The sequence below is a fragment of the Pseudomonas sp. LBUM1668 genome (assembly GCF_059695715.1).
The window spans coordinates 1,927,569-1,954,368 of record NZ_CP166787.1; the positions used below are offsets into that span (position 1 = coordinate 1,927,569).

Annotated in this window: 19 protein-coding genes and 1 pseudogene; 10 read left to right on the forward strand and 10 right to left on the reverse strand. The window is 59.1% G+C overall.

All coding sequences use genetic code 11. From position 1 onward, the window contains the following. Positions 1 to 145: 145 nt before the first annotated feature. Positions 146 to 395, forward strand: a pseudogene (locus ACA061_RS08665) (diguanylate phosphodiesterase); the annotation flags it as partial. A 50-nt stretch (positions 396 to 445) separates the two neighbouring features. On the opposite strand, the gene ACA061_RS08670 reads toward ACA061_RS08665, so the two are convergent. Continuing rightward, entirely contained in the window at positions 446 to 856 is a 411-nt protein-coding gene (locus ACA061_RS08670) for a hypothetical protein (protein ID WP_497301173.1), read from the reverse strand. A 7-nt stretch (positions 857 to 863) separates the two neighbouring features. Then, positions 864 to 5,750 (reverse strand): RHS repeat-associated core domain-containing protein, encoded by a 4,887-nt coding sequence (locus ACA061_RS08675; protein ID WP_497301174.1) that lies wholly within the window; start codon positions 5,748 to 5,750, stop codon positions 864 to 866. Between the two features lie 246 nt (positions 5,751 to 5,996). On the opposite strand from ACA061_RS08675, the gene ACA061_RS08680 reads away from it, so the two are divergent. After that, positions 5,997 to 6,692: an HAD-IA family hydrolase gene (locus tag ACA061_RS08680; protein ID WP_150616756.1), complete on the forward strand. Its 696-nt coding sequence runs from the start codon at positions 5,997 to 5,999 to the stop codon at positions 6,690 to 6,692. Positions 6,693 to 6,776: 84 nt separating this feature from the next. Here ACA061_RS08680 and ACA061_RS08685 read toward each other — a convergent pair whose 3' ends face one another. Next, entirely contained in the window at positions 6,777 to 7,523 is a 747-nt protein-coding gene (locus ACA061_RS08685; RefSeq protein ID WP_150616755.1) for a 3-oxoacyl-ACP reductase family protein, read from the reverse strand. A gap of 127 nt (positions 7,524 to 7,650) precedes the next feature. Here ACA061_RS08685 and ACA061_RS08690 point away from each other — a divergent pair, with 127 nt between their 5' ends. After that, positions 7,651 to 8,574, forward strand: a complete 924-nt coding sequence (locus ACA061_RS08690; protein ID WP_210701525.1) for a LysR family transcriptional regulator — start codon at positions 7,651 to 7,653, stop codon at positions 8,572 to 8,574. A gap of 132 nt (positions 8,575 to 8,706) precedes the next feature. Here ACA061_RS08690 and ACA061_RS08695 read toward each other — a convergent pair whose 3' ends face one another. The 3 genes from ACA061_RS08695 to ACA061_RS08705 all read right to left on the reverse strand — a co-directional run bounded on the left by ACA061_RS08695 (position 8,707) and on the right by ACA061_RS08705 (position 12,338). Then, a complete protein-coding gene (locus tag ACA061_RS08695; protein ID WP_150601325.1) occupies positions 8,707 to 9,435 on the reverse strand; it encodes an aspartate/glutamate racemase family protein in 729 nt (242 codons plus the stop codon). A 52-nt stretch (positions 9,436 to 9,487) separates the two neighbouring features. After that, complete coding sequence (locus tag ACA061_RS08700; RefSeq protein ID WP_497301176.1) at positions 9,488 to 11,026, reverse strand: NCS1 family nucleobase:cation symporter-1; 1,539 nt, start codon at positions 11,024 to 11,026, stop codon at positions 9,488 to 9,490. Positions 11,027 to 11,603: 577 nt separating this feature from the next. After that, positions 11,604 to 12,338 carry a phosphoadenylyl-sulfate reductase gene (locus tag ACA061_RS08705; RefSeq protein WP_150616752.1) on the reverse strand — a complete coding sequence of 245 codons (735 nt, stop codon included), beginning with the start codon at positions 12,336 to 12,338 and terminating at the stop codon, positions 11,604 to 11,606. A 164-nt stretch (positions 12,339 to 12,502) separates the two neighbouring features. Here ACA061_RS08705 and thrH point away from each other — a divergent pair, with 164 nt between their 5' ends. Next, positions 12,503 to 13,120, forward strand: a complete 618-nt coding sequence (thrH, locus tag ACA061_RS08710; protein WP_150601328.1) for a bifunctional phosphoserine phosphatase/homoserine phosphotransferase ThrH — start codon at positions 12,503 to 12,505, stop codon at positions 13,118 to 13,120. Positions 13,121 to 13,217: 97 nt separating this feature from the next. Here thrH and pabB read toward each other — a convergent pair whose 3' ends face one another. From pabB to rloA, 4 genes are all read right to left on the reverse strand, one after another. Next, entirely contained in the window at positions 13,218 to 14,561 is a 1,344-nt protein-coding gene (gene pabB, locus ACA061_RS08715; RefSeq protein WP_497301177.1) for an aminodeoxychorismate synthase component I, read from the reverse strand. Between the two features lie 212 nt (positions 14,562 to 14,773). After that, positions 14,774 to 15,760 (reverse strand): alpha-L-glutamate ligase-like protein, encoded by a 987-nt coding sequence (locus ACA061_RS08720; RefSeq protein ID WP_150601330.1) that lies wholly within the window; start codon positions 15,758 to 15,760, stop codon positions 14,774 to 14,776. Then, the gene (gene rloB, locus ACA061_RS08725) at positions 15,760 to 17,295 is read right to left on the reverse strand and encodes an osmotic stress tolerance membrane protein RloB (protein WP_150601331.1); all 1,536 of its coding nucleotides are present in this window, start codon (positions 17,293 to 17,295) and stop codon (positions 15,760 to 15,762) included. Before rloB ends, ACA061_RS08720 begins: the two co-directional genes overlap by 1 nt. Positions 17,296 to 17,300: 5 nt before the next feature. Continuing rightward, a complete protein-coding gene (rloA, locus tag ACA061_RS08730; protein WP_016983749.1) occupies positions 17,301 to 17,837 on the reverse strand; it encodes a retropepsin-like aspartic peptidase RloA in 537 nt (178 codons plus the stop codon). Between the two features lie 357 nt (positions 17,838 to 18,194). Between rloA and ACA061_RS08735 the strand changes: the two genes are divergently transcribed. From ACA061_RS08735 to prpD, 6 genes are all read left to right on the forward strand, one after another. Then, positions 18,195 to 18,917 carry a GntR family transcriptional regulator gene (locus ACA061_RS08735; RefSeq protein ID WP_181818557.1) on the forward strand — a complete coding sequence of 241 codons (723 nt, stop codon included), beginning with the start codon at positions 18,195 to 18,197 and terminating at the stop codon, positions 18,915 to 18,917. Next, positions 18,914 to 19,804, forward strand: a complete 891-nt coding sequence (gene prpB, locus ACA061_RS08740) for a methylisocitrate lyase (protein WP_150601332.1) — start codon at positions 18,914 to 18,916, stop codon at positions 19,802 to 19,804. The genes ACA061_RS08735 and prpB overlap by 4 nt, the downstream gene beginning before the upstream one ends. 136 nt (positions 19,805 to 19,940) lie before the next feature. Continuing rightward, positions 19,941 to 21,068: a bifunctional 2-methylcitrate synthase/citrate synthase gene (gene prpC / locus ACA061_RS08745; RefSeq protein ID WP_150601333.1), complete on the forward strand. Its 1,128-nt coding sequence runs from the start codon at positions 19,941 to 19,943 to the stop codon at positions 21,066 to 21,068. 198 nt (positions 21,069 to 21,266) lie between these two features. Next, entirely contained in the window at positions 21,267 to 23,861 is a 2,595-nt protein-coding gene (acnD, locus tag ACA061_RS08750; RefSeq protein WP_497301178.1) for a Fe/S-dependent 2-methylisocitrate dehydratase AcnD, read from the forward strand. Positions 23,862 to 23,915: 54 nt separating this feature from the next. Further along, entirely contained in the window at positions 23,916 to 25,106 is a 1,191-nt protein-coding gene (gene prpF / locus ACA061_RS08755) for a 2-methylaconitate cis-trans isomerase PrpF (protein ID WP_497301179.1), read from the forward strand. A gap of 192 nt (positions 25,107 to 25,298) precedes the next feature. Further along, positions 25,299 to 26,783, forward strand: a complete 1,485-nt coding sequence (gene prpD, locus ACA061_RS08760) for a 2-methylcitrate dehydratase (protein WP_497301180.1) — start codon at positions 25,299 to 25,301, stop codon at positions 26,781 to 26,783. Positions 26,784 to 26,800 lie beyond the last annotated feature (17 nt).

Here is a 26,800-nt window from a genome sequence, read left to right on the forward strand (position 1 = left end):
CGACTGTCTTGGTTGAAGTCTTTCCCTCTATTGTATGTACTCGCTTCAAAGTTTTTGGATCTATATTGTGAGCAATGGCCGGTAGGTTCGGCTCACCCTCATCTACCTTAGCGCCACTTACATCAATCGGCACCTTACAACCCGGCTTAACCGGAGATGCTTTATTGCGCCGAATCGTCAGGGTGTGCGGCAGGAGTTTCCGCTGCTGTCACTATCGATCGGCGTGGTGCATCTGCATCCTGAAACTTGCGCACAACACGACGCCAGCCAGCTCGCGGAGATGGCTTTGCAGGCTAAGCATCATGCGAAGAATGTTCCGGGGGTATAGCGTGCATTTGCTGGACACCACCACCACCTTCGGCCTCCACACCCTGCAACTAATCGGCCAACGCTGATTATTCGAACAAACTCAAAACTTTTAGCCAGTTTATGCCAATTTAAATATTTACCAATTTAATTGATCTTCAAGACTAGCCTTTCGCAAATCATCTTCCCATACGATCGTAGCCAACCTAAATATATCCTCAAAAAAAACTCTGAAACTTAGCATCTCATCCCAGCCATCCGGGAATGAAGAGTACGCCTCCGGATCATATTTAAAAAACGATTCAAAATCATAATCCGCTTCATTTAAGGCATTTTCTAGTGACTTATAAATCAAATATTTATGTCGATACGACTTCCTTGTAGGTAAGCAGTAATCAAGTATTATTCTTTCCCTATCAGCGGAATCATTGGGATCAAGCTTTTCCAGCCTTTCCCCTAAAGTTTCTTCTCGATCATAAATATCGACGCCCGCCAAAAAAAAAGCGGGAGTAGGGTTAAATGGCTGACCGGTATCTGGATCTATAAACATTGCTAGCCTACTTAATAGGGTAAAGCGTGAATGGAACACCTGTTTCTTTATCAAATTTCATTTCAAATCTATTCATTTTAATTAGCTTGGGATTCTGAACAGATTTTGAGTTCGGTATGTACCCCTCTCCCGCCCCCGGAAGATCCATCCTCACAATGTCTGCCAATTGAGCATCTTTTCCCGTGAACCGTGGCAGGCCATTTTCAACTCGCGTAGTCCCAAGAGTATAGGCCTCCAGCATTAGTTCGAAACTATGAAACCTCGAACTTGGATTTCCCTGTCTGTTTTTCGGTGTTTTCCCTGTTATTGGATTCGTACCATCAATAGCTCGCTGCTTCCACTTGGCATTTGAAATCTCTGGATCATGCTTTCCAACCATATGCATGCCCTGACTGTCGTTCAATCTTATAATCTCTTTCTTGGCTTTCTCTTCGGCTGTGAGCTCTGGAGCCGGCAGCGCAGGCTCACCCTCATCTACCTTAGCGCCACTTACATCAACCGGCACCTTACAACCCGGCTTACCCGGTGGAGGACAATTCGAACTCAACCCCAACGGATCCACCCACCCCGTCGGATTCGGCACGTACTGGTACTGATTAATCCCACCCGCCAATTTGATCGGGTCCGGCGTCAGATACCGTCCAAGTCGTGGGTCGTAGTACCGGTGCCGGTTGTAGTGCAGGCCGCTTTCCGCGTCGAAATACTGCCCCTGAAAGCGCAGCGGTTGATCCAGGTATTCCTCGCCAGCCAGAGTGATCGCGGCGACTTTGCCGTAGGCGTCGTATTGCGCCGACCAGACGATTTCGCCGCTGTAGTCGGTGAGTTCTTGCGGGGTGCCGAGGTGGTCGAGTTGGTAGTAGAACGGGCAGGCCTTTTTCGGACCTTTGCCGTCGAGCAGCGCCAGCGGGCGGAAGGTGCCGGGTTCGTAGACGTAGCTGCGGTGCTGGGTGTTGCTGCTTTCGGCGACGAGGTGGTCGCCTTGCCAGAAGAACTCGGTTTTTTCGCCGTCGACGGTTTTGCGGATGCGCCGGCCGAAGGCGTCGTACTGGTAGGTCGCGGTTTTGCCGTCGGGACGGGTCAGGCCGATGAGGCGGTGCTGGCAGTCGTAGCGGTATTCGGTGACGAGTTTCTGCGCGGTGCCGCGGCGTTCGCGGATCAGGTTGCCGAAGGCGTCGTAGTCGTAGTGGCGATCGCCCTGCATCAGCAGGCGGTTGCCCTTGATCTGTGTGGGGCCGGGGCGGTCCTGCATGAGCAGGTTGCCGGCCGGGTCGTGGGCGAAGGATTCCGGCAGTTCGTCACGTGAGTGGCGTACGCGGATCAGCCGATTGAGGGCGTCGTAGCCGTAGGTGCGCTGGCCGTGGCGAGTGTCGGCGATGTGCTCCAGATTGCCGTTGGCGCTGTAGGCATAATCGCGGCGGTACAGCGAATCGTGCTGATGGCCTACGGCGTGGGCGAGCAGGCGGCCCTGATCGTCGTAGGCATATTCGCTGAGCAGCAAGCCTTGCTGACGTTGTTGTTCGCGGCCCGACTGATAGACGTGTTGCGTCAGCGGCGCGCCGTTGAGGTGGATGGCGGTCAGCGCGCCGCCCTTGGCGTACTGATAATCGAGCTTACTGTTGTCCGGCAGGCGCATGCGTTTGAGCTGGCCGCAGGCGTCGTAGGCGTAACGCAGCGTGCCCCAGCCTTGGTGCTCGGTGATCAGCCGGTCTTGCAGGTCGTATTCGAAGGCCAACGGATGTTTCTGACCGTCGTCGACGCCAGTCAGCCGACCGAGGCGGTCGTACTGATAGATGACCTTGATCCCGTCAGGCAAGGTCTTGACCAGCAGGCGCCCGGCCGTATCGCGCTCATAGCCCGTGACCAACACCGAGCCGTCATCGCCGAATTCGGTCTTTTCCAGCAGATGACCGTTGAGGTCATAGGCATACCCTGTACGCCGCCCGTCGAAGCCGGTTTCCTGTCGGATCAGTCCGGTCGGCGTGTAGTCCAGTCGATACTTTTCGCCGGACTCGTTTTCAATTTCGGTGAGCAGCAGTTGCGCATGGTCGTAGCGGTACTGCACCCGCGTGCCGTCGGGGTTGATCCGGCGCGAAACCAGGTGCAGGTCATCGTCATACTCGAAACGAGTGATACGCCCGAGTTCGTCGCGCTCGGCAGTAACCTGGTTGTAGGCGCCGTAGCTGTAGGCGCGGGTGGCGCCTGTCGGAGAAGTCGTCTGGATCAGTCGGCCAACGGCATCCCAGTGCTGACGCGTGATCGCGCCATGTTCGTCCTGAGTCGTGCTCCGCCGCCCTAGCGCATCGTAGGAAAAACGTCGCACACCACCATCGGGCAGGGTTTCTTCAACCAACTGGCCGAGGGGGTTCCAGACAAACACGTGTCGACTGGTGTCCGGGTAACGGATCGACAGCAACTGCCCGCGAGCGTCGTAGTAGTAATGGCTGACCTGACCATCGGGATCAACCGCCTCAGTGACATCGCCCTGAGCATTGCGCCGATAGGTCCATACCGCGTCGCCACGTGAGCGGCTGTGCAGGAAACCGTTGCGGTACTCGTAGGACGTTGGCACATCGTCTGGCGGAAGCAGCGCGATCAGCCGTCCGACATCGTCGTAGCGGTATTCGGTGACCGCGCCTAAGGGATCCTGCTCGGCGACCAAACGGCCCGCAGCGTCGTAGGTCTTGAGGTGTTCACCGCCGTCGGCCCCGACCTTGCGCACCAGCCGTGCGCGGTCGTCGTGGACGTAGGTTTCTTCGGTGCCATCGACGTGATGCACGACGACGCTGCCGTCGTCATTCCAGACGTAGCGCGTGTCCATCTGCGAGAACGACGCCCAATGCCGCACGCAACGTGCCGATTTCCCTGACCGTTCCCACTCCCAGAAGAAACTCGCGCCGCCCGTGAGTTGGCGCTGGAGAATGACGTGCTGATCGTCGTAGTCGTAACGCTCGCTGTCGCCGACCGCGTTACGCGCTTCGACCAAGTGCTGATAGGCGTCGTAGCGGTAACTGACGAGGGTTTGCTCAGTTGTCCATTCAGCCTGCTGAAAAGTCTGATAATCGACGGCCACCAAATGCTGGCGGTCATACCGCAACAACAGCGCCCGACCCGCGCCGTTGTCCAGACGCTGAACCCGATCCTGCCGATCCCGAACAATGCGCAGACGATTGCCATACGCATCGCTGATCGCCGTCAGCCGCCCGGCGCGAAAGTGATAAAACCGCGCCGCATCCCCCGCCAGCGCGAGGATCAGTTCTTCCGGTTCATCCCCGAGAAAGATCGCCGCTCGCGACAGACTGTTATGAATCGCCGGCCGCTCAACGCTCGGCAACGGAAACCGCGTACGCCGGTTTTCATGGTCAACCCAGACAACACAATCGCCATCGAACTCCAGTCGATGCGCCAGCGAATGACTCCAGCCAAATCCCAGCCCGAGGTCGATCTCGGCGGCACTGGTGCGATAAAGCCTTGTGAACTCAAATGGCAACAAACCATCAAGCACGCCATCGCTCAGAGTCAGCAGTTCCTCACCGGTAACCATCGACACCGGGCAGCCGTTGGTGCAGGTCTGCGGCACACAATCGGCGCTGTCGCCGTTGGGGTTTGTTGCTTGGTCGGACGCGTCATCGTGAGGCTCATGGCGCTCCATCCGGCTCATGCCATGCGACTTGTCCCGCGCGAGGGGCGCCGGATTCGGCACCGTCAAAACCACGGAATCGGCCTGACGAATGTTCAGTGGAATCGACGGCGTCGGTTTCAGCTCAACGTCACGCACATTGAGCACCAGCGGTTTCAAAGCGCCGGCATGGCGAGTCAAATCAGGCGAGGAATTCAGTTCAGCCAGGCGCAAAGCAGAAGCCGCCAGCCATTCCCGCGCGCGCGGCGATTTGATTTTCGCCAGCACTTTGCTGCTCAAACGCAGCTGCACGCCAATGCCGCCAGAGACGCGCATCAACAAGAAACTGATCAACAATTCGACACGGACTTCTGCGACCACTTCCGCCACGTATTGCGGCGGCAGCATCTTCAGCCAACTGGTGAACGCCGCCAGATGAATGAACAAAAGCGGCTCGTCGCTGAGCATCAACAGGCCGTTGGCTATCGCCTCGTGGGAAGCCTGCAGCAAACCGTCCAGCTCAATGTCGCTCAGATAATCCAGCAGCTTTTCGCTATTGGCCTGCAAGTCGGCGAGCAGGGCGAATAGTTGTTTGATGTCATCCCAGACGCCGTGCAAGGCATTGTCGAAGCCGCGCCAATCGGCCTGTTGCAGTTGACCGAAACGCTCGCGGAATCCGGCGCTGGAAAACTCCGTCCAAAGCGGCTGAAACCCTGCCCATTCACCACGCAACCAGTCTTCCAGGCCACTGATGACACTTTCATAAGAGGCATACAGCGCCCGGACATGCCGGGTAGAAACATCAGGAAAGAAGGTGATGCGATAACGCTGGCCCCGGTCGCAATCGCTCACCTCCAGAATGCCGCTCGGGCCGATTTCATAACGTTGCGGTTCGCCGAAGGACAACACGCCGCCGACGTCGGCAATCACCGGTTCGAGTGTCAGCGGGGTGTTGCCGATCGGTACAAAGCGAGCGGCTTCAAACATGTGCACCAGGGTCAAGGGGCCGCTGGCCGGGCACATGAACACTGAAGAACTGATGGGTTTACGGCTGTTGACGGGCGCGCTGAGGTTGACGTCGTTGCCGACTTTGAACACCTGCTCGATGTCCAGCGCCGAGCCCATCCAGAACTGTTCGGCCCAGGCTTCGTAGTTGTTCAGGCACAGGCGAAACTCCCGGATCAGGGTTTCAAAGTCCGGGTGCTCAGGATTAAGGGCGGCAACCACCAGCAGGCCGATGCTGTTGTTCAGGGGCAGAAGCCGATTGGGTGGAAGCATTCGCAGTCACTCGCGCATGTGAATAAAGGTGCGCGGACTTTGCGGGGGATCAAAAAGGAAAGAAGTCGGGAAGGTAGGCAATATCTGTAGGGCGTTTCGCTATTTGCCTGCGATCAGTTCATCGCTTGAGAAGATATTGCCCGTTGCTCAATGTCGGCCGTGCTCGTTATGCTGCTGAACCCATTAATCAGATCCGAGCAGCGGCGCTACCCGCCGCCTGGGATGTCTTTGATAACGGATCCGATGATGAATGCACCGCTGAAGGCGTTCGGCCCGATCAAGGCCGTGATTTTCGATATGGACGGTTTGCTGCTGGACACCGAAGGCATTTACACCGAGGTCACCTCGATGATTGCCGAGCGTTACGGGCGCACCTTCGACTGGAGCGTCAAGCAGAACATCATTGGCCGCGGTGCCAACGATCTGGCGAACTACGTGGTGCAAGCGCTGGATCTGCCGATCACAGCCGAAGAGTTTCTGGTGATCCGTGAGCCGTTGATGCGCGAGCGTTTTCCCAAGGCCCAGGCGATGCCGGGAGCCGAAGAACTGGTTCGTCACCTCAAAGCCCACAACATTCCAATCGCCGTGGGCACCAGTTCGTCACGACAGTCGTTCGGTCAGAAAACCACGTTGCACCGCGAGTGGTTTGCGCTGTTTGATTTCATTGTCACGGCGGACGATCCGGAAGTCGGCGCAGCCAAACCCGCGCCGGATATTTTCCTCACCGCGGCCCGTCGTCTCGGGGTCGCTCCTGAAGATTGTCTGGTGTTCGAGGATTCGCCGTTTGGGGTTACCGCAGCGAAAGCGGCGGGCATGACGGCCATCGCCATTCCCGACGCCGCCATGGCCGATGAAAAATACGCCCACGCCGACGGGATTCTTCGTACGTTGAAGGCGTTTACGCCAAGTGCCTGCGGTTTGCCGGCGCTGGAATGGGCTTGATCGAGCGGTAACACGATCAACCAAAAAACGCCGCCCCTCCGTTAAAGGAAGGGCGGCGTTTTTCGTACAGTCGATTGAGAAATATCAGGCGCCGAAGCCACCGTCGATGGTCAGGCTGGCACCGGTGATGTAACCGGCTTCCGGGCCCACCAGGTAGGCGACGAAGCTGGCGATTTCATCGGCGGTGCCGTAACGACCTACAGCCATGAGCGGGATCAGGCTTTCGGCGAAGTCACCGTGCGCCGGGTTCATGTCGGTGTCGACCGGGCCGGGCTGCACGTTGTTGATGGTGATGCCGCGTGGACCGAGATCGCGGGCAAGGCCTTTGGTCAGACCCACCAGTGCCGATTTGCTCATTGCGTAAACACCGCCGCCGCCGAAGGGCATGCGGTCGGCGTTAGTGCTGCCGATGTTGATGATGCGTGAGCCTTCGCCCATGTGCTTGGCCGCCTCCTGCGAGGCGATGAATACGCTGCGTACGTTGATCGCGAGGGTTTGGTCGAAGTCTTCCAGCTTGAAGTCTTCCAGTGGTGCGATGGCCAGCACACCGGCATTGTTGACCAGAATGTCCAGACGTCCAAAGGCTTCGACGGTGCTGCTGACCGCATGGCGGATGGCGGCGGCATCGGCACTGTCGGCCTTGATCGCGAGGGCTTTGCCACCGTTGGCGGTGATGCTGTTCTGCAACTCTTCGGCTTTGGCGGTGGAGCTCACGTAGGTGAAGGCTACTGCAGCGCCTTCAGCGGCCAGACGTTTGACGATAGCGGCGCCGATGCCACGGGAACCGCCTTGAATCAGAGCGACTTTGCCGCTGAGGTGTTGAGTGGTCATGTTCGATCTCCAGACTGTTCAAGGCGGGACTGCCTTGTTGTTGGAGCCGAGTATCGACCTCTGACCGACAGCCGTGTAGACACTGCTTGCTATAGTCTGTGTAAACCAGAAGTTTATAGTGGTCCCTATGGAAACCTTCAGCAGTATCGAATGCTTTGTCCGCAGTGCCGAAGTCGGCAGCTTTGCCGAAGCCGCACGGCGATTGAGCCTGACCCCGGCGGCGGTCGGCAAAAGTGTGGCGAAACTCGAGGCACGGCTCGGTGTGCGGTTGTTTCAGCGCAGCACTCGCAGCCTTACGCTGACAGAAGCGGGGCAGCTGTTTTTGAGCGAGGTCAGCGCCAGCCTGACCACGATCCAGAACGCGGTGTCCAATCTCGCCAGCGCCGGAGGGCAACCAGCAGGCACTTTGAAAGTCAGCATGGGCACGGTGTTTGGCCGTCTCTATATCGTGCCATTGCTGGGTGAGTTTCTGCGGCGATTCCCGGCGATCAACCCGGACTGGCATTTCGATAACCGTCAGGTTGATCTGATTGCTCAGGGTTTCGATGCTGCCATTGGTGGCGGTTTCGAGCTGCCCCAAGGCGTGGTCGCGCGGCGACTGACGCCCGCGCATCGAGTCTTGGTGGCCTCTAGCGATTACCTGAAAGCAAATGCTCCGATCACCGAGCCGGACGATCTCAAGCAACACGACGGGATTTTGATCCGCTCCCCGCAAACCGGACGTGTGCGTTCCTGGCATCTGACGCACCGCACTCGACAGCACAGCCCGCTGACACTCAAGGCACGAATGACCATGAGCGATTCGGAGGCTGCCTGCGCCACAGCTGCGCAAGGCCTGGGGATTGCACTGGTGAGCATGCCGTTTGCGGTGGGTTATCTGGAGGCGGGCACATTGCAGCGTGTGTTGCCGGATTGGTTTGTCGATGACGGCAACATCTCGATCTACTACGCCGAGCACAAATTGTTGCCGGGCAAGACTCGGGCGTTTGTCGATTTTGTGATTGAGCAGTTTTTGGAGCAGGGGTTGGTGCAGCGGTTTAGTGCTGTTTGAGCAAGGCTTGGGACCGAGTTGCGGCCATCGCGGGCAAGCCACGCTCCCACAGGTTTCGCGTCGTACGCAAAGTGTGTGAGCAACGCAGAACCTGTGGGAGCGTGGCTTGCCCGCGATGAACGATAACGCGGATTACCGTGCAAACCGCCCCGGCCAGCCAATAATCGTCTTCGGCCGCGGCGTCGCATAAGTCCGCACTTTCGACGTCGACAACCGCAAACGCACCAGCGATTCCGCAACCATCACCGCCGCCGTCACGCCATCCACCACCGGCACGCCCGTGCGCCGGCGAATCTGTTCATCAAGCCCGGCCATCCCGCCGCAACCCAGGCAGATCACCTCGGCCTTGTCCTGCGTCACCGCCAACTCAGCCTGATGGACGATTGCTTCCAGCGCGCGTTGCGGTTCGTGTTCCAGCTCCAGAACGGCCAAGCCACTAGCCCGCACTGACGCGCAGCGATCCCACAGCCCGGACAGTTTCAGTCGATCCTCGATCAACGGCACGGTGCGATCCAGCGTGGTCACCACCGAATAGGCATGGCCGAGAAACATCGCGGTGCTGGCCGCCGCATCGGTGATGTCCACCACCGGCACGTTGAGCAATTCCTGCAAACCTTCGCGACCGTGTTCGCCGTAACCGGCCTGAATCACCGCGTCGAACGGTTGGTCGTAGGCCATCACCCGGTCCATCACGGCGATGGCCGCCAGATAGCTTTCGAAATTGCCTTCAATCGAGTCGGCGCCGAAGTAGGGCGTCAGGCCGACGATTTCCGTACCGGGTGACGCGACAGCCTGCGCCGAGCGGGCAATGGCATCGGTGATGGATTCGGTGGTGTTGACGTTGACCACGAGAATGCGCATGGAGAGTCCTTATAGCGGGCAGTTTGCGGCCCGAAGTGCGGGCCGCGAGGAGTTAATGGCAGACGTTGTCGACAGCGATGCATTCGCCGCTGACGTCGGCGTAGTCAGGCTGGCGTTTGGCGATGATCAGATAGAGCAATCCGGCGATCCCGGCACCAATCAGCCAGGAGAACGGCGAAACACTCTGGAAACCCGGTACCAGCGCCAGGACGATGGCGATCAGCGCGGCAGGAATAAACGCCGCCACTGCACGGAAATTGACGCCGTGGCTGTAGTAATAAGCGCCGTTGGGATCTTCGCTATAGAGCTGCGGGACATTGATCCGGCCTTTGCGGATCAGCCAGTAGTCGACCATGATCACGCCGTACAACGGCCCGAGCAGGGCGCCGAGACCGGAGAGGAAATACACGATCACCAACGGACTGTTGTAGAGATTCCACGGCAGGATCAACACGGCGATGGCCGCGCTGATCAGCCCGGCGCGGCGGAAGGTCAGGTACTTCGGCGCCAGGTTACTGAGCACAAATGCCGGGGCGACGAAGTTGGCCATGATGTTCACCGCCACGGTGACGATCAGGAAGGCCAGGCAACCGAGGACCAGAAAGAAGGTATTGGGAATCGAGGCGATGATTTCGGTCGGGCTCTCGATGATCCGGCCGTTGATCTGAAACTGCGCGCCGCACAGCAGGACGGTAATCGCGGCGAACACCAGAATGTTCACCGGCAAACCCCAGAAATTTCCTACCTTGATGGTCTTCCGGCACGGCGAGGAACGAGCGAAGTCGCAGAAATTGAGAATCAGCGTGCCATAGATCGCCAGCCACAACGCGCCGCCGGCAAAGATGTTGCGCCACATCTCACCACCGGTCAGCGGGTCGCGAGTCGACCAGGCGATGGTCGCGTTGGCCTGCGTGTACATCCAGGCGGCGAGGGCCGCGACGGTCACCAGAATCACCGGCCCGGCAAACGCTTCATAGCGGCGGACCATTTCCATGCCGTAGGCGAGGATCGCCAGTTGCACGAGCCAGATCACCACGAAACACACCCAACCCAACGTCGACAGCCCGAGGATCGAATTGTGGTCGTACTCGGCGAATCCGGGATGAACCGCCGTGAGCAAGACGCGAAATACCACCGATGCCAGATACGTCTGAATGCCGAACCAGGCGATGGCGATAACAGCACGGATCAACGCAGGAATTTGCGCCCCGTGGATGCCGAAACTGATCCGGCTGATGACCGGAAACGGCACGCCGGTTTTCTGCCCCATGTACCCGGACAGGTTCATGAAGAAATACACCAGCGCCGCGCCGATCCCCAGCGACAGCAGAATCTGCCAGCCACCCAAGCCCAAGGCATACAGGCCAATGGCGAACGAGTAGTTGGCGATGTTGTGCACATCGTTGGTCCACAACGCGAAGATGCTGTATTTGCCCCAGCGTCGCCCCTCGGCCTTGGTCGGTGCCAGGTCGCTGTTGTGCAAGCGGGGGCTCAGTTGCAGGGGGTCGACCAGTCCGTCGTGGGGGGAGGGGTGATCGAGTGCAGAGGCGGGCAGATTCAGCGCGATGTTATTGGAGAGACTTGTACGCATTCCGGCAGGCTCCTGATGTTCAAGGCCGCGATGACTGTGCATAAGCCGTCAGGCTCGACAAATCTTCGTCGCGGCAGTGAAACCATCACAGGTTAGGGGCATCTGCAGCCTGTACGGGATAGGGCGCTTCAGGCTTGCGGATCGAAAGTGTGTTTATGTTTTGCAGTTTTGTATACAAAACATGTATGCACCAAAGCCAGATTTGTGCCAGTTACCCACATATGAAATGCGCGTCTCATTTCGAAAAGTTATCGAAGATCCTTAAGTCGTTGAAAATAATTGGTTAAAAATTGACCGATTGAACAGGTATTTATTTTTTGCGAGGAATTTTGGCGGACGCCAGAGAGAAGGGAGTCGTAGAGCGCGTGTAACTTTTCAGGGCGCAGAAACAAAAAAGTGCACACATAAATGGCACCGATGGTGACATTTGTGTGTACACGTTTTTAGAGTCGCTACAAATCCCTGTAGGAGTGAGCCTGCTCGCGATAGCGGTGTACCAGTCGATGAATTTTTTGGCTGATACACCGCTATCGCGAGCAGGCTCACTCCTACAAGGGAAAATCAGCGTGGCAGGAATTTACGCCTTGCTGATGATATTCCCCGCATGCAACCCGCATTCCTTCTGGGTCGCTTCTTCCCACCACCAGCGGCCTTCGCGCTCGTGCTGGTTCGGCAGGACAGGGCGGGTGCAAGGCTCGCAACCGATGCTGATAAAACCGCGTTCATGCAGGCTGTTGTACGGCAGCTCAAGCATGCGGATGTAGCCCCAGATCTCTTCGCTGGTCATCTGTGCCAGTGGGTTGAATTTGTACAGGGTACGTTCCGGTGTCGAGAATGCGCTGTCGATTTCCATCACGGCCACGGCACTGCGCGTGCCCGGGCTCTGGTCGCGGCGCTGGCCGGTGGCCCAGGCTTTGACGTCGGAGAGTTTGCGCCGCAGCGGCTCGATCTTGCGGATGCCGCAGCATTCGCCATGGCCGTCCTTGTAGAAACTGAACAGGCCTTTTTCCTTCACGAACGGTTCCAGTTTCGTGTAGTCCGGCGAGACGATTTCGATGTCGATCTTGTAGTGCTCGCGCACTTGCTCGATGAAGCGATAGGTTTCCGGGTGCAGGCGGCCGGTGTCGAGGCTGAACACTTTGACGTTCTTGTTCAGCTTCCAGGCCATGTCCACCAGCACCACATCCTCGGCGCCGCTGAAAGATATCCACAACTCATCGCCAAACTCGGCGAACGCGAGTTTCAGGATGTCCTGAGCGGATTTGTTGGCATAGGTCGTGGCGAGTTCCACGACATCGAACGTTGGGCTCATCAGGGCGGCTTCCTACAGGTCGGTGGCGCTGGGCGCTCTATATGGCGGCGATGGTAACAAAAAAGCTGCGCGAGTTGGCGCGTGCTGTGCGTTGCACGGCCGTGGTGGAGCCGCTAGAGTTCGGCCTCGCTCGACTCAATAATCAATACAAACGGGAGTGTCTTGTGGAAATTGCTTGCCTGGATCTTGAAGGGGTGTTGGTGCCGGAAATCTGGATCGCTTTCGCCGAAAAAACCGGAATCGAATCCCTCAAGGCCACCACCCGGGACATTCCCGATTACGACGTGTTGATGAAGCAGCGCCTGCGCATCCTCGATGAACACGGCCTGAAGCTCTCGGACATCCAGGAAGTGATCGCCACGCTGAAGCCGCTGGACGGCGCGGTGGAGTTCGTCAACTGGCTGCGCGAGCGCTTCCAGGTGGTGATTCTGTCAGACACTTTCTACGAGTTTTCCCAGCCTCTGATGCGCCAGTTGGGCTTTCCGACGTTGCTTTGCCATCGTCTGATTACCGATGAAACAGGGCGGGTGACCAGCTATCAGTTGCGTCAGAAGGATCCCAAGCGTCAGTCGGTGCTGGCCTTCAAGAGCCTGTATTACCGGGTGATTGCGGCGGGTGATTCGTACAACGACACGACGATGCTGGGCGAGGCGGATGCGGGGATTCTGTTCCATGCGCCGGACAATGTGATCCGCGAGTTCCCGCAGTTTCCGGCGGTGCACACGTTTGCTGAACTGAAACAGGAATTCCTCAAGGCCTCGAATCGCGAACTGTCCCTGTAAACCCAATCCCTGTAGGAGCTGCCGCAGGCTGCGATCTTGGCTTTTTAAGATCAAAAGATCGCAGCCTGCGGCAGCTCCTACAGGGGGGTTGTGGTGTTCAGAGGTTCTGCAGGGTTTCGAGGAGGATTTTCACTTTGGTAATCGACTCCTGATACTCCGCCTGCCAGTGCGAATCGGCAACAATCCCGCCGCCGCCCCAGCAGCACACCTGCCCATCCTTGACCAACAGACTGCGAATCGCGATGGAGCTGTCCATCTCGCCGCGCACATCCAGATACAGCAACGACCCGCAATACAAGCCGCGGCGGGTTGGCTCCAGTTCGTCGATGATCTGCATCGCACGAATCTTCGGCGCGCCGGTGATCGAGCCGCCGGGGAAGCTGCCGGCGATCAGGTCTAACGCGTCGCGATCCTGCGCCAGTTCACCGGTCACGCTGCTGACCAGATGATGGACGTTGGGATAACTCTCCAGACTGAACAGCTCCGGCACCCGCACCGAACCGATGCGGCAGGTGCGCCCCAGATCGTTGCGCAGCAGATCGACGATCATCAGGTTTTCCGCGCGGTCCTTGGGACTTGCCAGCAGTTCGGCGGCATTGGCGGCGTCTTCGGCCGGCGTCAGACCGCGTGGGCGGGTGCCTTTGATCGGACGGGTTTCCACCTGACCCTGGCTGACTTTGACGAAGCGTTCCGGCGACAGGCTTAACACCGCACCACCGTCCGGCAAGCTCTGGAACCCGGAAAACGGCGTCGGGCAGGCTTCGCGCAGGGCGCAATAGGCCAGCCATGGATCGCCCTGGCAGGTAGCGCGGAATCGTTGGGCGAAGTTGACCTGATAGCAGTCACCGGCCTGAATGTACTGCTGGATGCGTTCGAAGGCCTGGCGGTAATCGTCTGCCGAGAGGTCGGCGCTCATCGGATTGTTCAGTTTGAACGGGGCCAGCGAGTCAGCGGGCAGTTGAGTGAACAACGCAATCAGGCGCTGCTTTTCGCTGTCGACGATGGACGGGTGGAAAACCAGTTGGCTGGTAGCGGTCTGGTGATCGCTGATCAGCGCCCAGGCATATAGGCCAAATCGTGCGTCGGGCAATTGCAGATCATCTCGCGCCTGACTTGGCAGGTGTTCCAGATGTCGACCGAAGTCGTAGCTCAGGTAACCGATCAGCCCCCCGGCGAACGGCAGTTCATGCGTAGCGGGCAATTGCGCCTCACCCAAACGGCTCAGGTTATCGCGCAGACGTTGCAGGAAAAGGCTGCCGCTTTCGTCCGGCATGACGGCCAGTTGTTCCAGCGGCCAGGCGCTGAGCAAGTCATACCGGCCACGCTCGGCACTCGGCCGACCGCTGTCGAGCAGCACAGCGCCGGGGGCGTTGCGGATTGCCGCAAAGTAGTCGGCGGGATTGGCGCGGTAGGGGAGCGGGTGTACGGAGCAGGTCAACATGGGCGGGGCAGATCGGCCGTTGAAGCGGGGTGGGGATTGTAGTCCTCTGGGGAGCTTGCTCCTAGAGGGATGTCGGGGAATGGTAGATTGGCGGCAAGATTGACTCGTGCGGTGGCAGGGAGTCCGCTATCGCGAGCAGGCTCACTCCTACATTGGAATGCGTTCCCCTGTAGGAGTGAGCCTGCTCGCGATGGCCGCGACTCGGTTTCGGCTCAGCCCTCTACCGCAGGAATATGCCCAAACATTTCCTGAGTAAACGCCACCCGCTCTTCAACCGACTCAGTCACCCCGCGCGCCTTCAATTCTTCCAGTCGCGCTTCCACCGCATGGGTACGCAACGTCAGGCCGCAATCATTGGCGATCTGGATATTCAGCCCCGGCCGCGCATTCAGCTCGAGAATCAGCGGGCCCTTTTCCTGATCCAGCACCATGTCCACGCCGATGTAACCCAAGCCACACAGCTCATAACAACCGGCAGCGAGCTTCATGAAACCGTCCCAATAGGGCAGTTGCACGCCGTCTACTGCGTTGGTGGTGTCCGGGTGTTTGGTGATGATGTTGTTCAGCCAGGTACCGCGCAGGGTCAGGCCTGTCGCCAGATCCACGCCGACGCCGATGGCGCCTTGGTGCAGGTTGGCCTTGCCGCCGGATTGACGGGTCGGCAGGCGCAACATCGCCATTACCGGATACCCCATCAACACAATGATGCGGATGTCCGGCACGCCTTCATAACTGATGCTCTTGAAGATCTGGTCCGGGGTCACGCGGTATTCGATCAGCGCGCGATCACGGTGGCCGCCCAGCGAGTACAGGCCGGTGAGGATGCTCGAGATGTGATGCTCGAGCTCTTCGTGGGCGAGGATCTTGCCCGAGACCGTGCGATAGCGGCCCTCGAAACGGTCGGCGATGACGATGATGCCGTCGCCGCCAGCGCCTTGTGCCGGCTTGATCACGAAGTCGCTGCGCCCGCCGATGATCTCGCCGAGTTTGTCGATTTCCTTCTCGGTGGAGATCACGCCATACAACTCCGGCACGTGAATGCCGGCCTCGATGGCGCGCTCCTTGGTGATGATCTTGTCATCGACGATCGGGTACAGACTGCGCTTGTTGTACTTGAGCACGTAGTCGGCGTTACGCCGATTGATGCCCATGATGCCCCGGGCTTCCAGGGCCTTCCAGGTCTTCCAGAAACCGAACATCAGCTGTCAGCCTTCTTCAGGAACGCCTTGAAACGCACCAGTTCGGTCAGGCGGTAACCGCGATAACGACCCATCGCCAGCATGAAGCCCACCAGAATCAGCAGGATCGCCGGGAAGGTGAACACGAAGTAGACCAGCTCTGGCACGGTCATGATCAGGTGCGCCAGAGACGCTGCGAACAAGGTGCCGATCGCAACTTTCATCGCATGGCTGGCACCGCGTTCTTCCCAGGTGATCGACAGGCGTTCGATGGTCATGGTCAGAATCACCATCGGGAACAGTGCTACGGACAAGCCGCGTTCCAGACCCAGTTTGTGGCTGAACAGACTGATTGCCGCGATCAACACCACGACAAACGTCAGCACCACCGACAGGCGCGGCAGCATTTGCAGCTTCAGGTGTTCCAGATACGAGCGTAACGACAAGCCCAGCGCGGTAATCACGGTAAACAGCAGGATGCCAAACCCGAGCTGCGTTTCACGGAAGGCGAGGGCGATCAGCACCGGGGTAAACGTGCCGAGTGTCTGCAAGCCGATCAGGTTGCGCAGGATCAGGATCACCAGCACGCCGATCGGGATCATCACCATGATCATGAAGGTCTGCTGGGTTTGCAGCGGCAGGCCGTACAGCGAGTATTCGAGGAAGTTGGCGTCAGTGTTTTCGTCAGTCAGCTTTGCCAGACGAATCGCGTTCATCTCGCTGTTGTTCAGGCTGAAGGTCACGTTGGCTTTCTTGCCGCCGTCGACGGTGATCAGGTTTTCATCGCCGGTCCACCACAGCAGACGGTCGGTCGGCAGGCCCTGTTCGCCGGTTTCCGGATTGAAGTACAGCCAGTCCGTGCCGTTGAAGCTGCGCAGCCACAGTTCAGGCGTTTGCGGCTGATCGGCGACGAGGCGGATGGTGTGGACTTTTTCCACCGGGACGTGGGCGATGGACAGCAGCAGCTCGACGATCTTGGCTTTGTGCGGCGTCGATGGATCGCCAGCCAGCAGCAGTTTGACGTTGTCGTCGTTGACGTTGTTGACGCGCTTGATCGCTTCGCCGATGAAGGTTTCAACGTCGGCCGAGTGCTGGCGAATCGGTGCGAGCAGCGATTCGGCGGCGATTTTTTCCGGGCCTTCGATGACCATGCTGTCGCGGAAGGTCGGGCCTTTGGTCTTGGTTTTTTCTGCGGTGTAACGCTTGGTCAGTACCAGACGGTAATAAAGGGTCTGATTGCCCTTGGCGCGTCGCGCCGACCAGGTCACTTTGCGGTTGCCGTCGACGCGGTTCACCGACACGCCGTAGTTATTGGAGATGAAGCTCTCGTTGAGGCTGACGTAATCGCGGCTCAGCGGCGGCACGAACATCTGGATCTTCACCGGGTCTTTGGTGCTGGCGACGAACTCGACTTTGGCGTCGATGTTCCACAAGTCGTCGGTGGCGTCTTCGGTCACCGGGATGCCGAGTACGAAAATCTGATAGGCCGTAACCGAAACGCCCAGGAGCACCAGAATGGTGATCAGGATTTTCAGGTGGAAGGTTAGAGAACGCATGGAAATTACTCGGCGGTATGAGCGGCGATGGTGCAAGCGGGTTTGCCTGCAGCGTATTTAAGACTGGGGTCGACCAGCGCGTCGAAGCGTTTCAGCGCTTCGGAACCGATCAAAAGCGGGTATTGGAACGCACTTCGGTCGGTCAGGTTCACTTCGATGCTGCGCATTGCCGAACCCATGCAGATATCCAGTTCGATCACCGGGCGCGCGGTGTACTTTTTGCCTTCTTCCGGGTCGTAGTCGCCGGCGCGGCGCTTGATCTTGCTGACGCGGGCCAGCGGACGTTCGATCGGGTGCGAATGCGCGGCGTCGATCGCCAGGTAGAAACGTACCCAGGATTCACCATTGCGCTTGAAGCGTTTGATGTCGCGGGCACTCAGCGAGGCGGTTTTAGCGCCGGTATCGAGTTTGGCCGCGACTTCCAGATTGATGCCGTCAAGCGAAGCGTATTCGTTGAGGCCATACACGGTTTTTTCCCCCGCGGCGGCAAGGCCGGGCAGGCAAAACAGGGCGAAGAATGTGGGAAAAGGCTTGAGTCTCATAAATCCTGGTGCGCAGCGTTCCGTTTTCGGTTCAGGTGCCTGGCAAAACTTGCGCAGGTCCCTTCGTGTGCCTTTCAGCTTTTTATGACAAGCCGTACAAATGGCCAGCAAATGCGGGCGGCATTCTAGCACGGTGGGTTTATGGCGCCAGCGCTTGGGCCGGTCTATAAAAGATCAAAAGATCGCAGCCTTCGGCAGCTCCTGCATTGGATTTGCGTGCGCCCTGTAGGAGCTGCCGAAGGCTGCGATCTTTTCCGGTTATTAGACGATTGTCGACAATACCTATTTATCCTTTGACTGATTCGGCCGAATTCGCTAGTTTTTGCCGCATTGGATTTCAAGGTGTCGACAATCATGCTGGATCAACTCGATCCCCCGGTCATCAGCGGCGACGATTCCGAGACGCTCTCGGAAAACGTCTTTCGACGCATTCAGGCGGCTATCGTCAGAGGTGAGATTGCTCCGGGCAGCAAGATCTCCGAGCCTGAGCTGGCACGCACCTATGGCATCAGCCGTGGGCCGTTGCGTGAGGCGATCCACCGTCTGGAAGGTCAGCGCCTGCTGGTGCGCGTGCCGCACGTCGGTGCGCGAGTGGTATCGCTGAGCCATGCCGAATTGCTGGAACTCTACGAAATCCGTGAATCCCTCGAAGGCATGGCGTGCCGTCTGGCGGCTGAACGCATGAGCGTCGAAGAAATCGATGAGCTGCGTCGGGTGCTGGAAACCCACGAGCGCGATGCGGCATTTCAGGCAGGCGTCGGTTACTACCAGCAGGAAGGCGATTTCGACTTCCACTACCGCATCATCCAGGGCAGCGGTAACCGCACGCTGACGCAGATGCTCTGCGGCGAGCTCTATCAACTGGTGCGCATGTACCGCATCCAGTTCTCGACCACGCCGAACCGCCCGCGCCAGGCCTTCGCCGAACACCACCGGATTCTCGATGCCATCGCCGACCGTGACGGCGAACTCGCGGAATTGTTGATGCGCCGTCATATCGGCGCCTCGAAACGCAACATCGCCCGTCATTACCAGGACGGCGCCCACAATAAGACAGCCACTGAACGAGGTGAGTCATGAGTTCCAACCCGAACACTCCAGGCCAGCGTTTCCGCGATGCGGTCGCCAGCGAGCACCCTTTGCAGGTGGTCGGTGCGATCAACGCCAACCACGCGCTGTTGGCCAAACGAGCCGGTTTCAAGGCGATCTACTTGTCCGGTGGCGGGGTGGCCGCAGGTTCCCTCGGCGTGCCGGATCTGGGCATCACCGGTCTGGATGACGTGCTCACCGACGTACGGCGCATCACCGACGTCTGCGACTTGCCGCTTTTGGTGGATGTCGACACCGGTTTCGGTTCTTCGGCCTTCAACGTGGCGCGTACCGTCAAATCGATGATCAAGTTCGGCGCGGCGGCGATCCACATCGAAGACCAGGTCGGCGCCAAGCGCTGCGGCCATCGTCCGAATAAAGAGATCGTCAGCCAGCAGGAAATGGTCGACCGCATCAAGGCTGCCGTCGATGCCCGTACTGACGACAGCTTCGTGATCATGGCGCGTACCGATGCGCTGGCCGTTGAAGGTCTGGAGTCTGCTCTGGATCGCGCCGCGGCGTGCATCGAGGCCGGCGCCGACATGATCTTCCCGGAAGCCATCACCGAGCTTGAGATGTACAAGCTGTTCGCCAACCGCGTGAAAGCGCCGATTCTGGCCAACATCACCGAGTTCGGCGCAACGCCGCTGTACACCACCGAGCAACTGGCCGGCGCCGATGTGTCGCTGGTGCTGTATCCGCTGTCGGCGTTCCGCGCGATGAACAAGGCTGCGGAAAATGTCTACACCGCGATCCGCCGCGACGGCACGCAGCAGAATGTCATCGACACCATGCAGACTCGCATGGAGCTCTACGATCGCATCGATTACCACACGTTCGAGCAGAAGCTCGATGCGTTGTTTGCGGCGAAAAAATGAAGATCAAAATATCGCAACCTCGTTTCACTCGATAGCTCCTACATGGATCTTTGTAGGAGCTGCCGCAGGCTGCGATCTTTTACAAACAACACCGAAATTGCAGATTCCCTAACAAATTCAAAAATTGGAGACAGCAATGGCCGAAGCAAAAGTACTCAGTGGCGCCGGGCTCCGGGGCCAGGTTGCCGGGCAAACCGCACTGTCCACCGTAGGCCAGGCCGGTGCCGGGCTGACCTATCGCGGCTACGACGTGCGCGAACTGGCAGCCGATGCGCAATTTGAAGAAGTGGCGTACCTGCTGCTGTACGGCGAACTGCCGACCCAGGCCGAGCTCGACGCTTATCAAGTCAAACTGAGCAAGCTGCGCGACCTGCCGCAAGCGCTGAAAGAAGTGCTGGAGCGCATCCCCGCCGACGCCCACCCGATGGACGTGATGCGCACCGGTTGCTCGTTCCTTGGCAACATCGAACCGGAGAAGGACTTCTCCGAGCAGCAGGACAAGACTGACCGTCTGCTGGCCGCGTTCCCGGCGATCATGTGCTACTGGTATCGCTTCAGCCACGATGGCAAACGCATCAACTGCGTGACCGATGAACAATCCATCGGCGGCCACTTCCTGCACTTGCTGCACGACAAGAAGCCGAGCGAACTGCACGTCAAAGTGATGAACGTGTCGCTGATTCTCTACGCCGAACACGAATTCAACGCCTCGACCTTCACCGCCCGCGTTTGCGCGTCGACCCTGTCCGATCTGTATTCCTGCGTCACTGCGGCCATCGGTTCGTTGCGCGGCCCGCTGCACGGCGGCGCCAACGAAGCGGCGATGGAAATGATCGAACGCTTCTCAACGCCCGAAGACGCGATCAAAGGCACCCTCGGCATGCTCGAGCGCAAAGACAAGATCATGGGCTTCGGCCACGCTATCTATAAGGACAGCGATCCGCGCAACGAGGTGATCAAGGGTTGGGCGAAAAAGCTCTCTGATGAAGTCGGTGACAAGGTGCTGTTCGCGGTTTCCGAAGCCATCGACAAGACCATGTGGGAGCAGAAGAAACTGTTCCCGAACGCCGACTTCTACCATGCCTCGGCGTACCACTTCATGGGCATCCCGACCAAGCTGTTCACACCGATCTTCGTCTGCTCGCGCCTGACCGGCTGGGCCGCGCACGTGTTCGAACAGCGTGCCAACAACCGCATCATCCGTCCAAGCGCCGAATACGTCGGCGTAGAACAGCGCAAGTTCGTGCCAATCGAACGTCGCTGAATGGTGAGCTGACCCCGACCTTGAGCCACACCGAAAACCCTGTAGGAGCTGCCGAAGGCTGCGATCTTTTGATTTTGAGTTTTAGAAGCAAGATCAAAGGATCGCAGCCTTCGGCAGCTCCTACAGGGGATCGGGGTCGGTTCAGGGTTGGTGTCAGCCCCCACCCTTTGAAACTCCCGTGACCCGAGTCCTGACCCGATGAACACAGAATTTCGCAAGAACCTGCCCGGCACTCCGCTGGATTACTTCGACGTCCGTGCGGCTGTCGATGCGATCCAGCCCGGCGCCTACGACACCCTGCCGTACACCTCGCGCGTGCTGGCGGAAAACCTTGTGCGTCGCTGCGACCCGGCCACGCTGACCGAATCCCTGAAGCAATTCATCGAGCGCAAGCGCGACCTCGATTTCCCTTGGTTCCCGGCGCGGGTTGTCTGCCATGACATTCTCGGTCAGACCGCACTGGTCGATCTCGCCGGTCTGCGTGACGCGATTGCCTCGCAGGGTGGTGATCCGGCGCAAGTCAATCCGGTGGTGCCGACGCAACTGATCGTCGACCACTCGCTGGCGGTCGAGGCGGGGGGCTTTGATGCGCAGGCGTTCGAGAAGAATCGCGCCATCGAAGATCGTCGCAATGAAGACCGTTTTCACTTCATCAACTGGACCAAAAAAGCCTTCAAGAATGTTGATGTGATCCCGCCGGGCAACGGCATCATGCACCAGATCAACCTGGAGAAAATGTCTCCGGTGATTCAGGTGCGTGACGGCGTGGCGTTCCCCGACACTTGCGTCGGTACCGACAGCCACACCCCGCACGTCGATGCGCTGGGCGTGATCGCCATCGGCGTCGGCGGCCTCGAAGCCGAGAGCGTAATGCTCGGCCGCGCCTCGTGGATGCGCCTGCCAGAAAGCGTCGGGGTCGAACTGACCGGCAAGCTGCAACCGGGCATCACCGCCACCGACATGGTGCTGGCGCTGACTGAATACCTGCGCAAGCAGAAAGTCGTCGGCGCGTGGCTGGAGTTCTTCGGTGAAGGCGCTGCCGCGCTGACCCTCGGCGACCGCGCAACCATCTCCAACATGGCCCCGGAATACGGCGCCACCGCGGCGATGTTCTACATCGACCAGCAGACCATCGACTACCTCAAACTCACCGGACGTGAAGATCAGCAAGTGCAGCTTGTCGAGCACTACGCCAAGACCACCGGTCTGTGGGCCGACAGCCTCAAAGGCGCGCAATACGAGCGCGGCCTGACCTTCGACTTGTCGTCGGTGGTGCGCAACATGGCCGGGCCGAGCAACCCGCACGCTCGCGTTGCGACTTCGGATCTGGCGGCCAAAGGTATTTCCGGTCAGTGGGATGACGTGCCGGGGCAAATGCCCGATGGTGCGGTGATCATCGCCGCCATCACCAGTTGCACCAACACCAGCAATCCGCGCAACGTGATTGCCGCCGGCCTGATCGCGCGCAATGCCAACCGACTCGGATTGACGCGCAAACCGTGGGTCAAATCCTCGCTGGCGCCGGGTTCGAAAACCGTGGCGCTGTACCTCGACGAAGCGGGGCTGACCACCGAACTGGAACAACTCGGTTTCGGCGTCGTGGCGTTTGCCTGCACCACGTGCAACGGCATGTCCGGCGCACTGGACCCGGTGATCCAGCAGGAAATCATCGACCGCGATCTGTATGCGACTGCCGTGCTCTCGGGCAACCGCAACTTCGACGGCCGCATCCACCCGTACGCCAAGCAGGCCTTCCTTGCATCGCCGCCCTTGGTGGTCGCGTATGCCATCGCCGGGACCATCCGTTTCGACATCGAGAAGGATGTCTTGGGCGTGGTCGACGGCAAGGAAATTCGCCTCAAGGACATCTGGCCGAGCGACGAAGAAATCGACGCCGTGGTGAAGTCTTCGGTCAAGCCTGAGCAGTTCCGTCAGGTCTACATCCCGATGTTCGCCATCCATGAAGACACCGGCCCGAAAGTCACGCCGCTGTATGACTGGCGCGAGATGAGCACCTACATTCGCCGTCCGCCGTATTGGGAAGGCGCGCTGGCCGGCGCGCGTCCGCTCAAGGGCATGCGCCCGCTGGCGGTGCTGCCGGACAACATCACCACCGATCACCTGTCGCCGTCGAACGCGATCATGCTCGACAGCGCCGCCGGCGAATACCTGGCGAAAATGGGCTTGCCGGAAGAGGACTTCAACTCCTACGCCACCCACCGTGGCGACCACTTGACCGCCCAGCGCGCGACGTTCGCCAACCCGAAACTGTTCAACGAAATGGTCTTGGAAAACGGCAAGGTCAAGCAGGGTTCGCTGGCCCGTGTCGAGCCGGAAGGCAAAGTCATGCGCATGTGGGAAGCCATCGAAACCTATATGGAACGCAAGCAGCCGCTGATCATCATCGCCGGCGCCGATTACGGTCAGGGTTCGTCCCGCGACTGGGCGGCCAAAGGCGTGCGTCTGGCGGGTGTCGAGGCAATTGCCGCGGAAGGTTTCGAGCGTATCCATCGCACCAACCTGGTGGGCATGGGCGTGTTGCCGCTGGAGTTCAAGGCGGGCACCGACCGTCACACCCTGGCCATCGACGGCAGCGAAACCTACGACGTGATTGGCGAGCGCAAACCGCGCGCCGACCTGACGCTGGTGATCCATCGCAAGAATGGCGAGCGCGTCGACGTGCCGGTGACCTGCCGCCTCGATACCGCTGAAGAAGTGTCGATCTACGAGGCCGGCGGCGTGTTGCAACGCTTCGCGCAGGACTTCCTCGAAGAGTCGGCGGTTGCCGTTTAAATCATCGGATGTGGGCATGGGACTTCAAGTCCCATGCCCTCGTTAAGGAGCACCATGGTTCACGTTCCGCAAATCAAGATTCCCGCCACCTACATGCGCGGCGGTACCAGCAAAGGCGTGTTCTTCAGCCTGAAAGATTTGCCTGAAGCGGCGCAGGTTCCAGGCCCCGCCCGCGACGCCTTGCTGCTACGCGTGATCGGCAGCCCCGACCCGTACGACAAGCAAATCGACGGCATGGGCGGCGCCACTTCAAGCACCAGCAAAACCGTGATCCTGTCGAAAAGCACTAAGGCGGATCACGACGTCGATTACCTGTTTGGCCAGGTCTCCATCGACAAGCCGTTCGTGGACTGGAGCGGCAACTGCGGCAATCTGTCGGCGGCGGTCGGTTCGTTTGCGATCAGCAACGGCCTGGTCGACGCCAGCCGCATTCCGCACAACGGTATCGCCGTGGTGCGCGTGTGGCAGGCCAATATCGGCAAAACCATCATCGCCCACGTGCCGATCACCAACGGTGAAGTGCAGGAAACCGGTGATTTCGAACTCGACGGCGTGACCTTTCCAGCGGCCGAAGTGCAGGTGGAGTTCATGGAACCGGCGGCAGAAGAAGAGGGCGGTGGTGGCTCGATGTTCCCCACCGGCAACCTGATCGATGAGCTGGAAGTGCCGGGTGTTGGCACGTTCAAGGCGACCATGATCAATGCGGGCATTCCGACGATTTTCGTCAACGCCGAAGACATCGGTTACACCGGCACCGAACTGCAAAGTGCGATCAACAGCGACCCGAAAGCCTTGCAGATGTTCGAGACCATCCGCGCTTATGGCGCTTTGCGCATGGGCCTGATCTCGAGTCTTGATGAAGCGGACAAGCGCCAACACACGCCGAAAGTCGCGTTCGTCGCCAAGCCTGCGGATTACGTGGCATCCAGTGGTAAAGCGATTGCTGCCGGTGACGTTGATTTGCTGGTGCGTGCGTTATCGATGGGCAAATTGCACCACGCCATGATGGGCACGGCTGCGGTGGCAATCGGCACTGCGGCGGCCATTCCCGGGACGCTGGTGAACCTTGCGGCGGGTGGCGTTGAGCGCAGCGCCGTGCGTTTCGGCCATCCTTCCGGCACGTTGCGCGTGGGCGCCGAGGCCAGTCTGGAAAACGGTGAGTGGGTGGTAAAAAAAGCCATCATGAGCCGCAGTGCGCGCGTCCTGATGGAAGGCTATGTGCGCGTCCCTGGTGATTCTTTCTAAACGACAACTTCCCCTGTAGGAGCTGCCGAAGGCTCGGGCCGCGATCGGACGATCTTTTGATCTGGTTCTTAAAGGAAAGATCAAAAGATCGCAGCCTTCGGCAGCTCCTACATGGGGGTCGCATTTCAATTCTAAAAGTCCATTGCCTGAACCGAGGTCCCATCAACGAACCACTTAAAGAGTGAATCGAACATGAGCGCCAACGTCGACCTGAACAACCGCCCCGACTACGACCGTGTCCTGCAGGACATCGCCGACTACGTTCTGACCTTCAAAGTTGAATCCACCGAAGCCCTGAACACCGCCCGCCACTGCCTGATGGACACGCTGGGTTGCGGTCTGCTGGCGCTGCGTTTTCCCGAATGCACCAAGCACCTTGGCCCCATCGTCGAAGGCACCGTCGTGCCGTTTGGCGCTCGAGTGCCGGGCACCAGCTATCGCCTTGATCCGGTGAAAGCAGCGTGGGATATCGGTTGTATCGTGCGCTGGCTCGACTACAACGACACCTGGCTCGCCGCCGAGTGGGGGCATCCGTCGGACAACCTCGGCGCAATTCTCGCGGTGGCCGATCACCTCTCGCAGAAGCGCTTGGCCAACGCTGAAGCAGCGCTGACGATTCGCGATGTGCTGGAAGCGATGATCATGGCTCATGAGATTCAGGGCGTCATTGCTCTGGAAAACTCCTTCAACCGCGTAGGGCTTGATCACGTCATTCTGGTCAAAGTCGCCTCGACCGCCGTGACCGCCAAACTGATGGGCGCCAATCGTGAGCAGATGTTGTCGGCGCTGTCCCATGCATTCGCCGACGGTCAGGCGCTGCGCACCTACCGTCATGCACCGAATGCTGGCTCGCGAAAATCCTGGGCAGCGGGGGATGCGTCCAGCCGTGGCGTGCGTCTGGCCGACATCGCCATGCGCGGCGAAATGGGCATTCCCGGAGTGTTGAGTGCCAAGCAGTGGGGCTTCTACGACGTACTGTTCAGCCACACCAACAGCGATCTGGCGTTGAAGCCGGAAGACAAACGCGCCTTCGCTTTCTCACGGCCATTCGGCAGTTATGTGATGGAAAACGTCCTGTTCAAGATCAGCTTTCCCGCCGAGTTCCACGCGCAAACCGCGTGTGAAGCCGCGGTGACGCTACATCCGCAAGTGCGCAATCGACTGCACGAAATCGAGCGAATCGTCATCACCACCCACGAATCGGCGATCCGCATCATTTCCAAGGTAGGGCCGCTGGCCAACGCTGCCGACCGCGATCACTGCATTCAATACATGACCGCTGTGCCGTTGGCCTTCGGCAATCTGGTCGCCGAGCAATACGAGGACGATTTCCACAAAGCGCATCCGATCATCGATGTGCTGCGCGAGAAAATGCTTATTGTCGAAGAGCCGCGTTTCACCCGCGAATACCTCGAGGCCGACAAGCGCTCGATTGCCAACGCCGTGCAGGTGTTTTTCAAGGACGGCACCAGCACCGACAACGTCGTGGTGGAATACCCGATCGGCCATCGCCGCCGCCGTGCGCAGGGCATTCCTTTGCTGGAAGACAAGTTCAAGGCGAACCTGGCAACACGCTTCACCGGCCAGCGCAGCGCCGAGATCTTCGCGCTGTGCAAAGATCAGTCGCGGCTGGAAGCCACTCCCGTAAACCGCTTCGTAGACCTTTTCGCGATCTGACGCAAACCCTGTAGGAG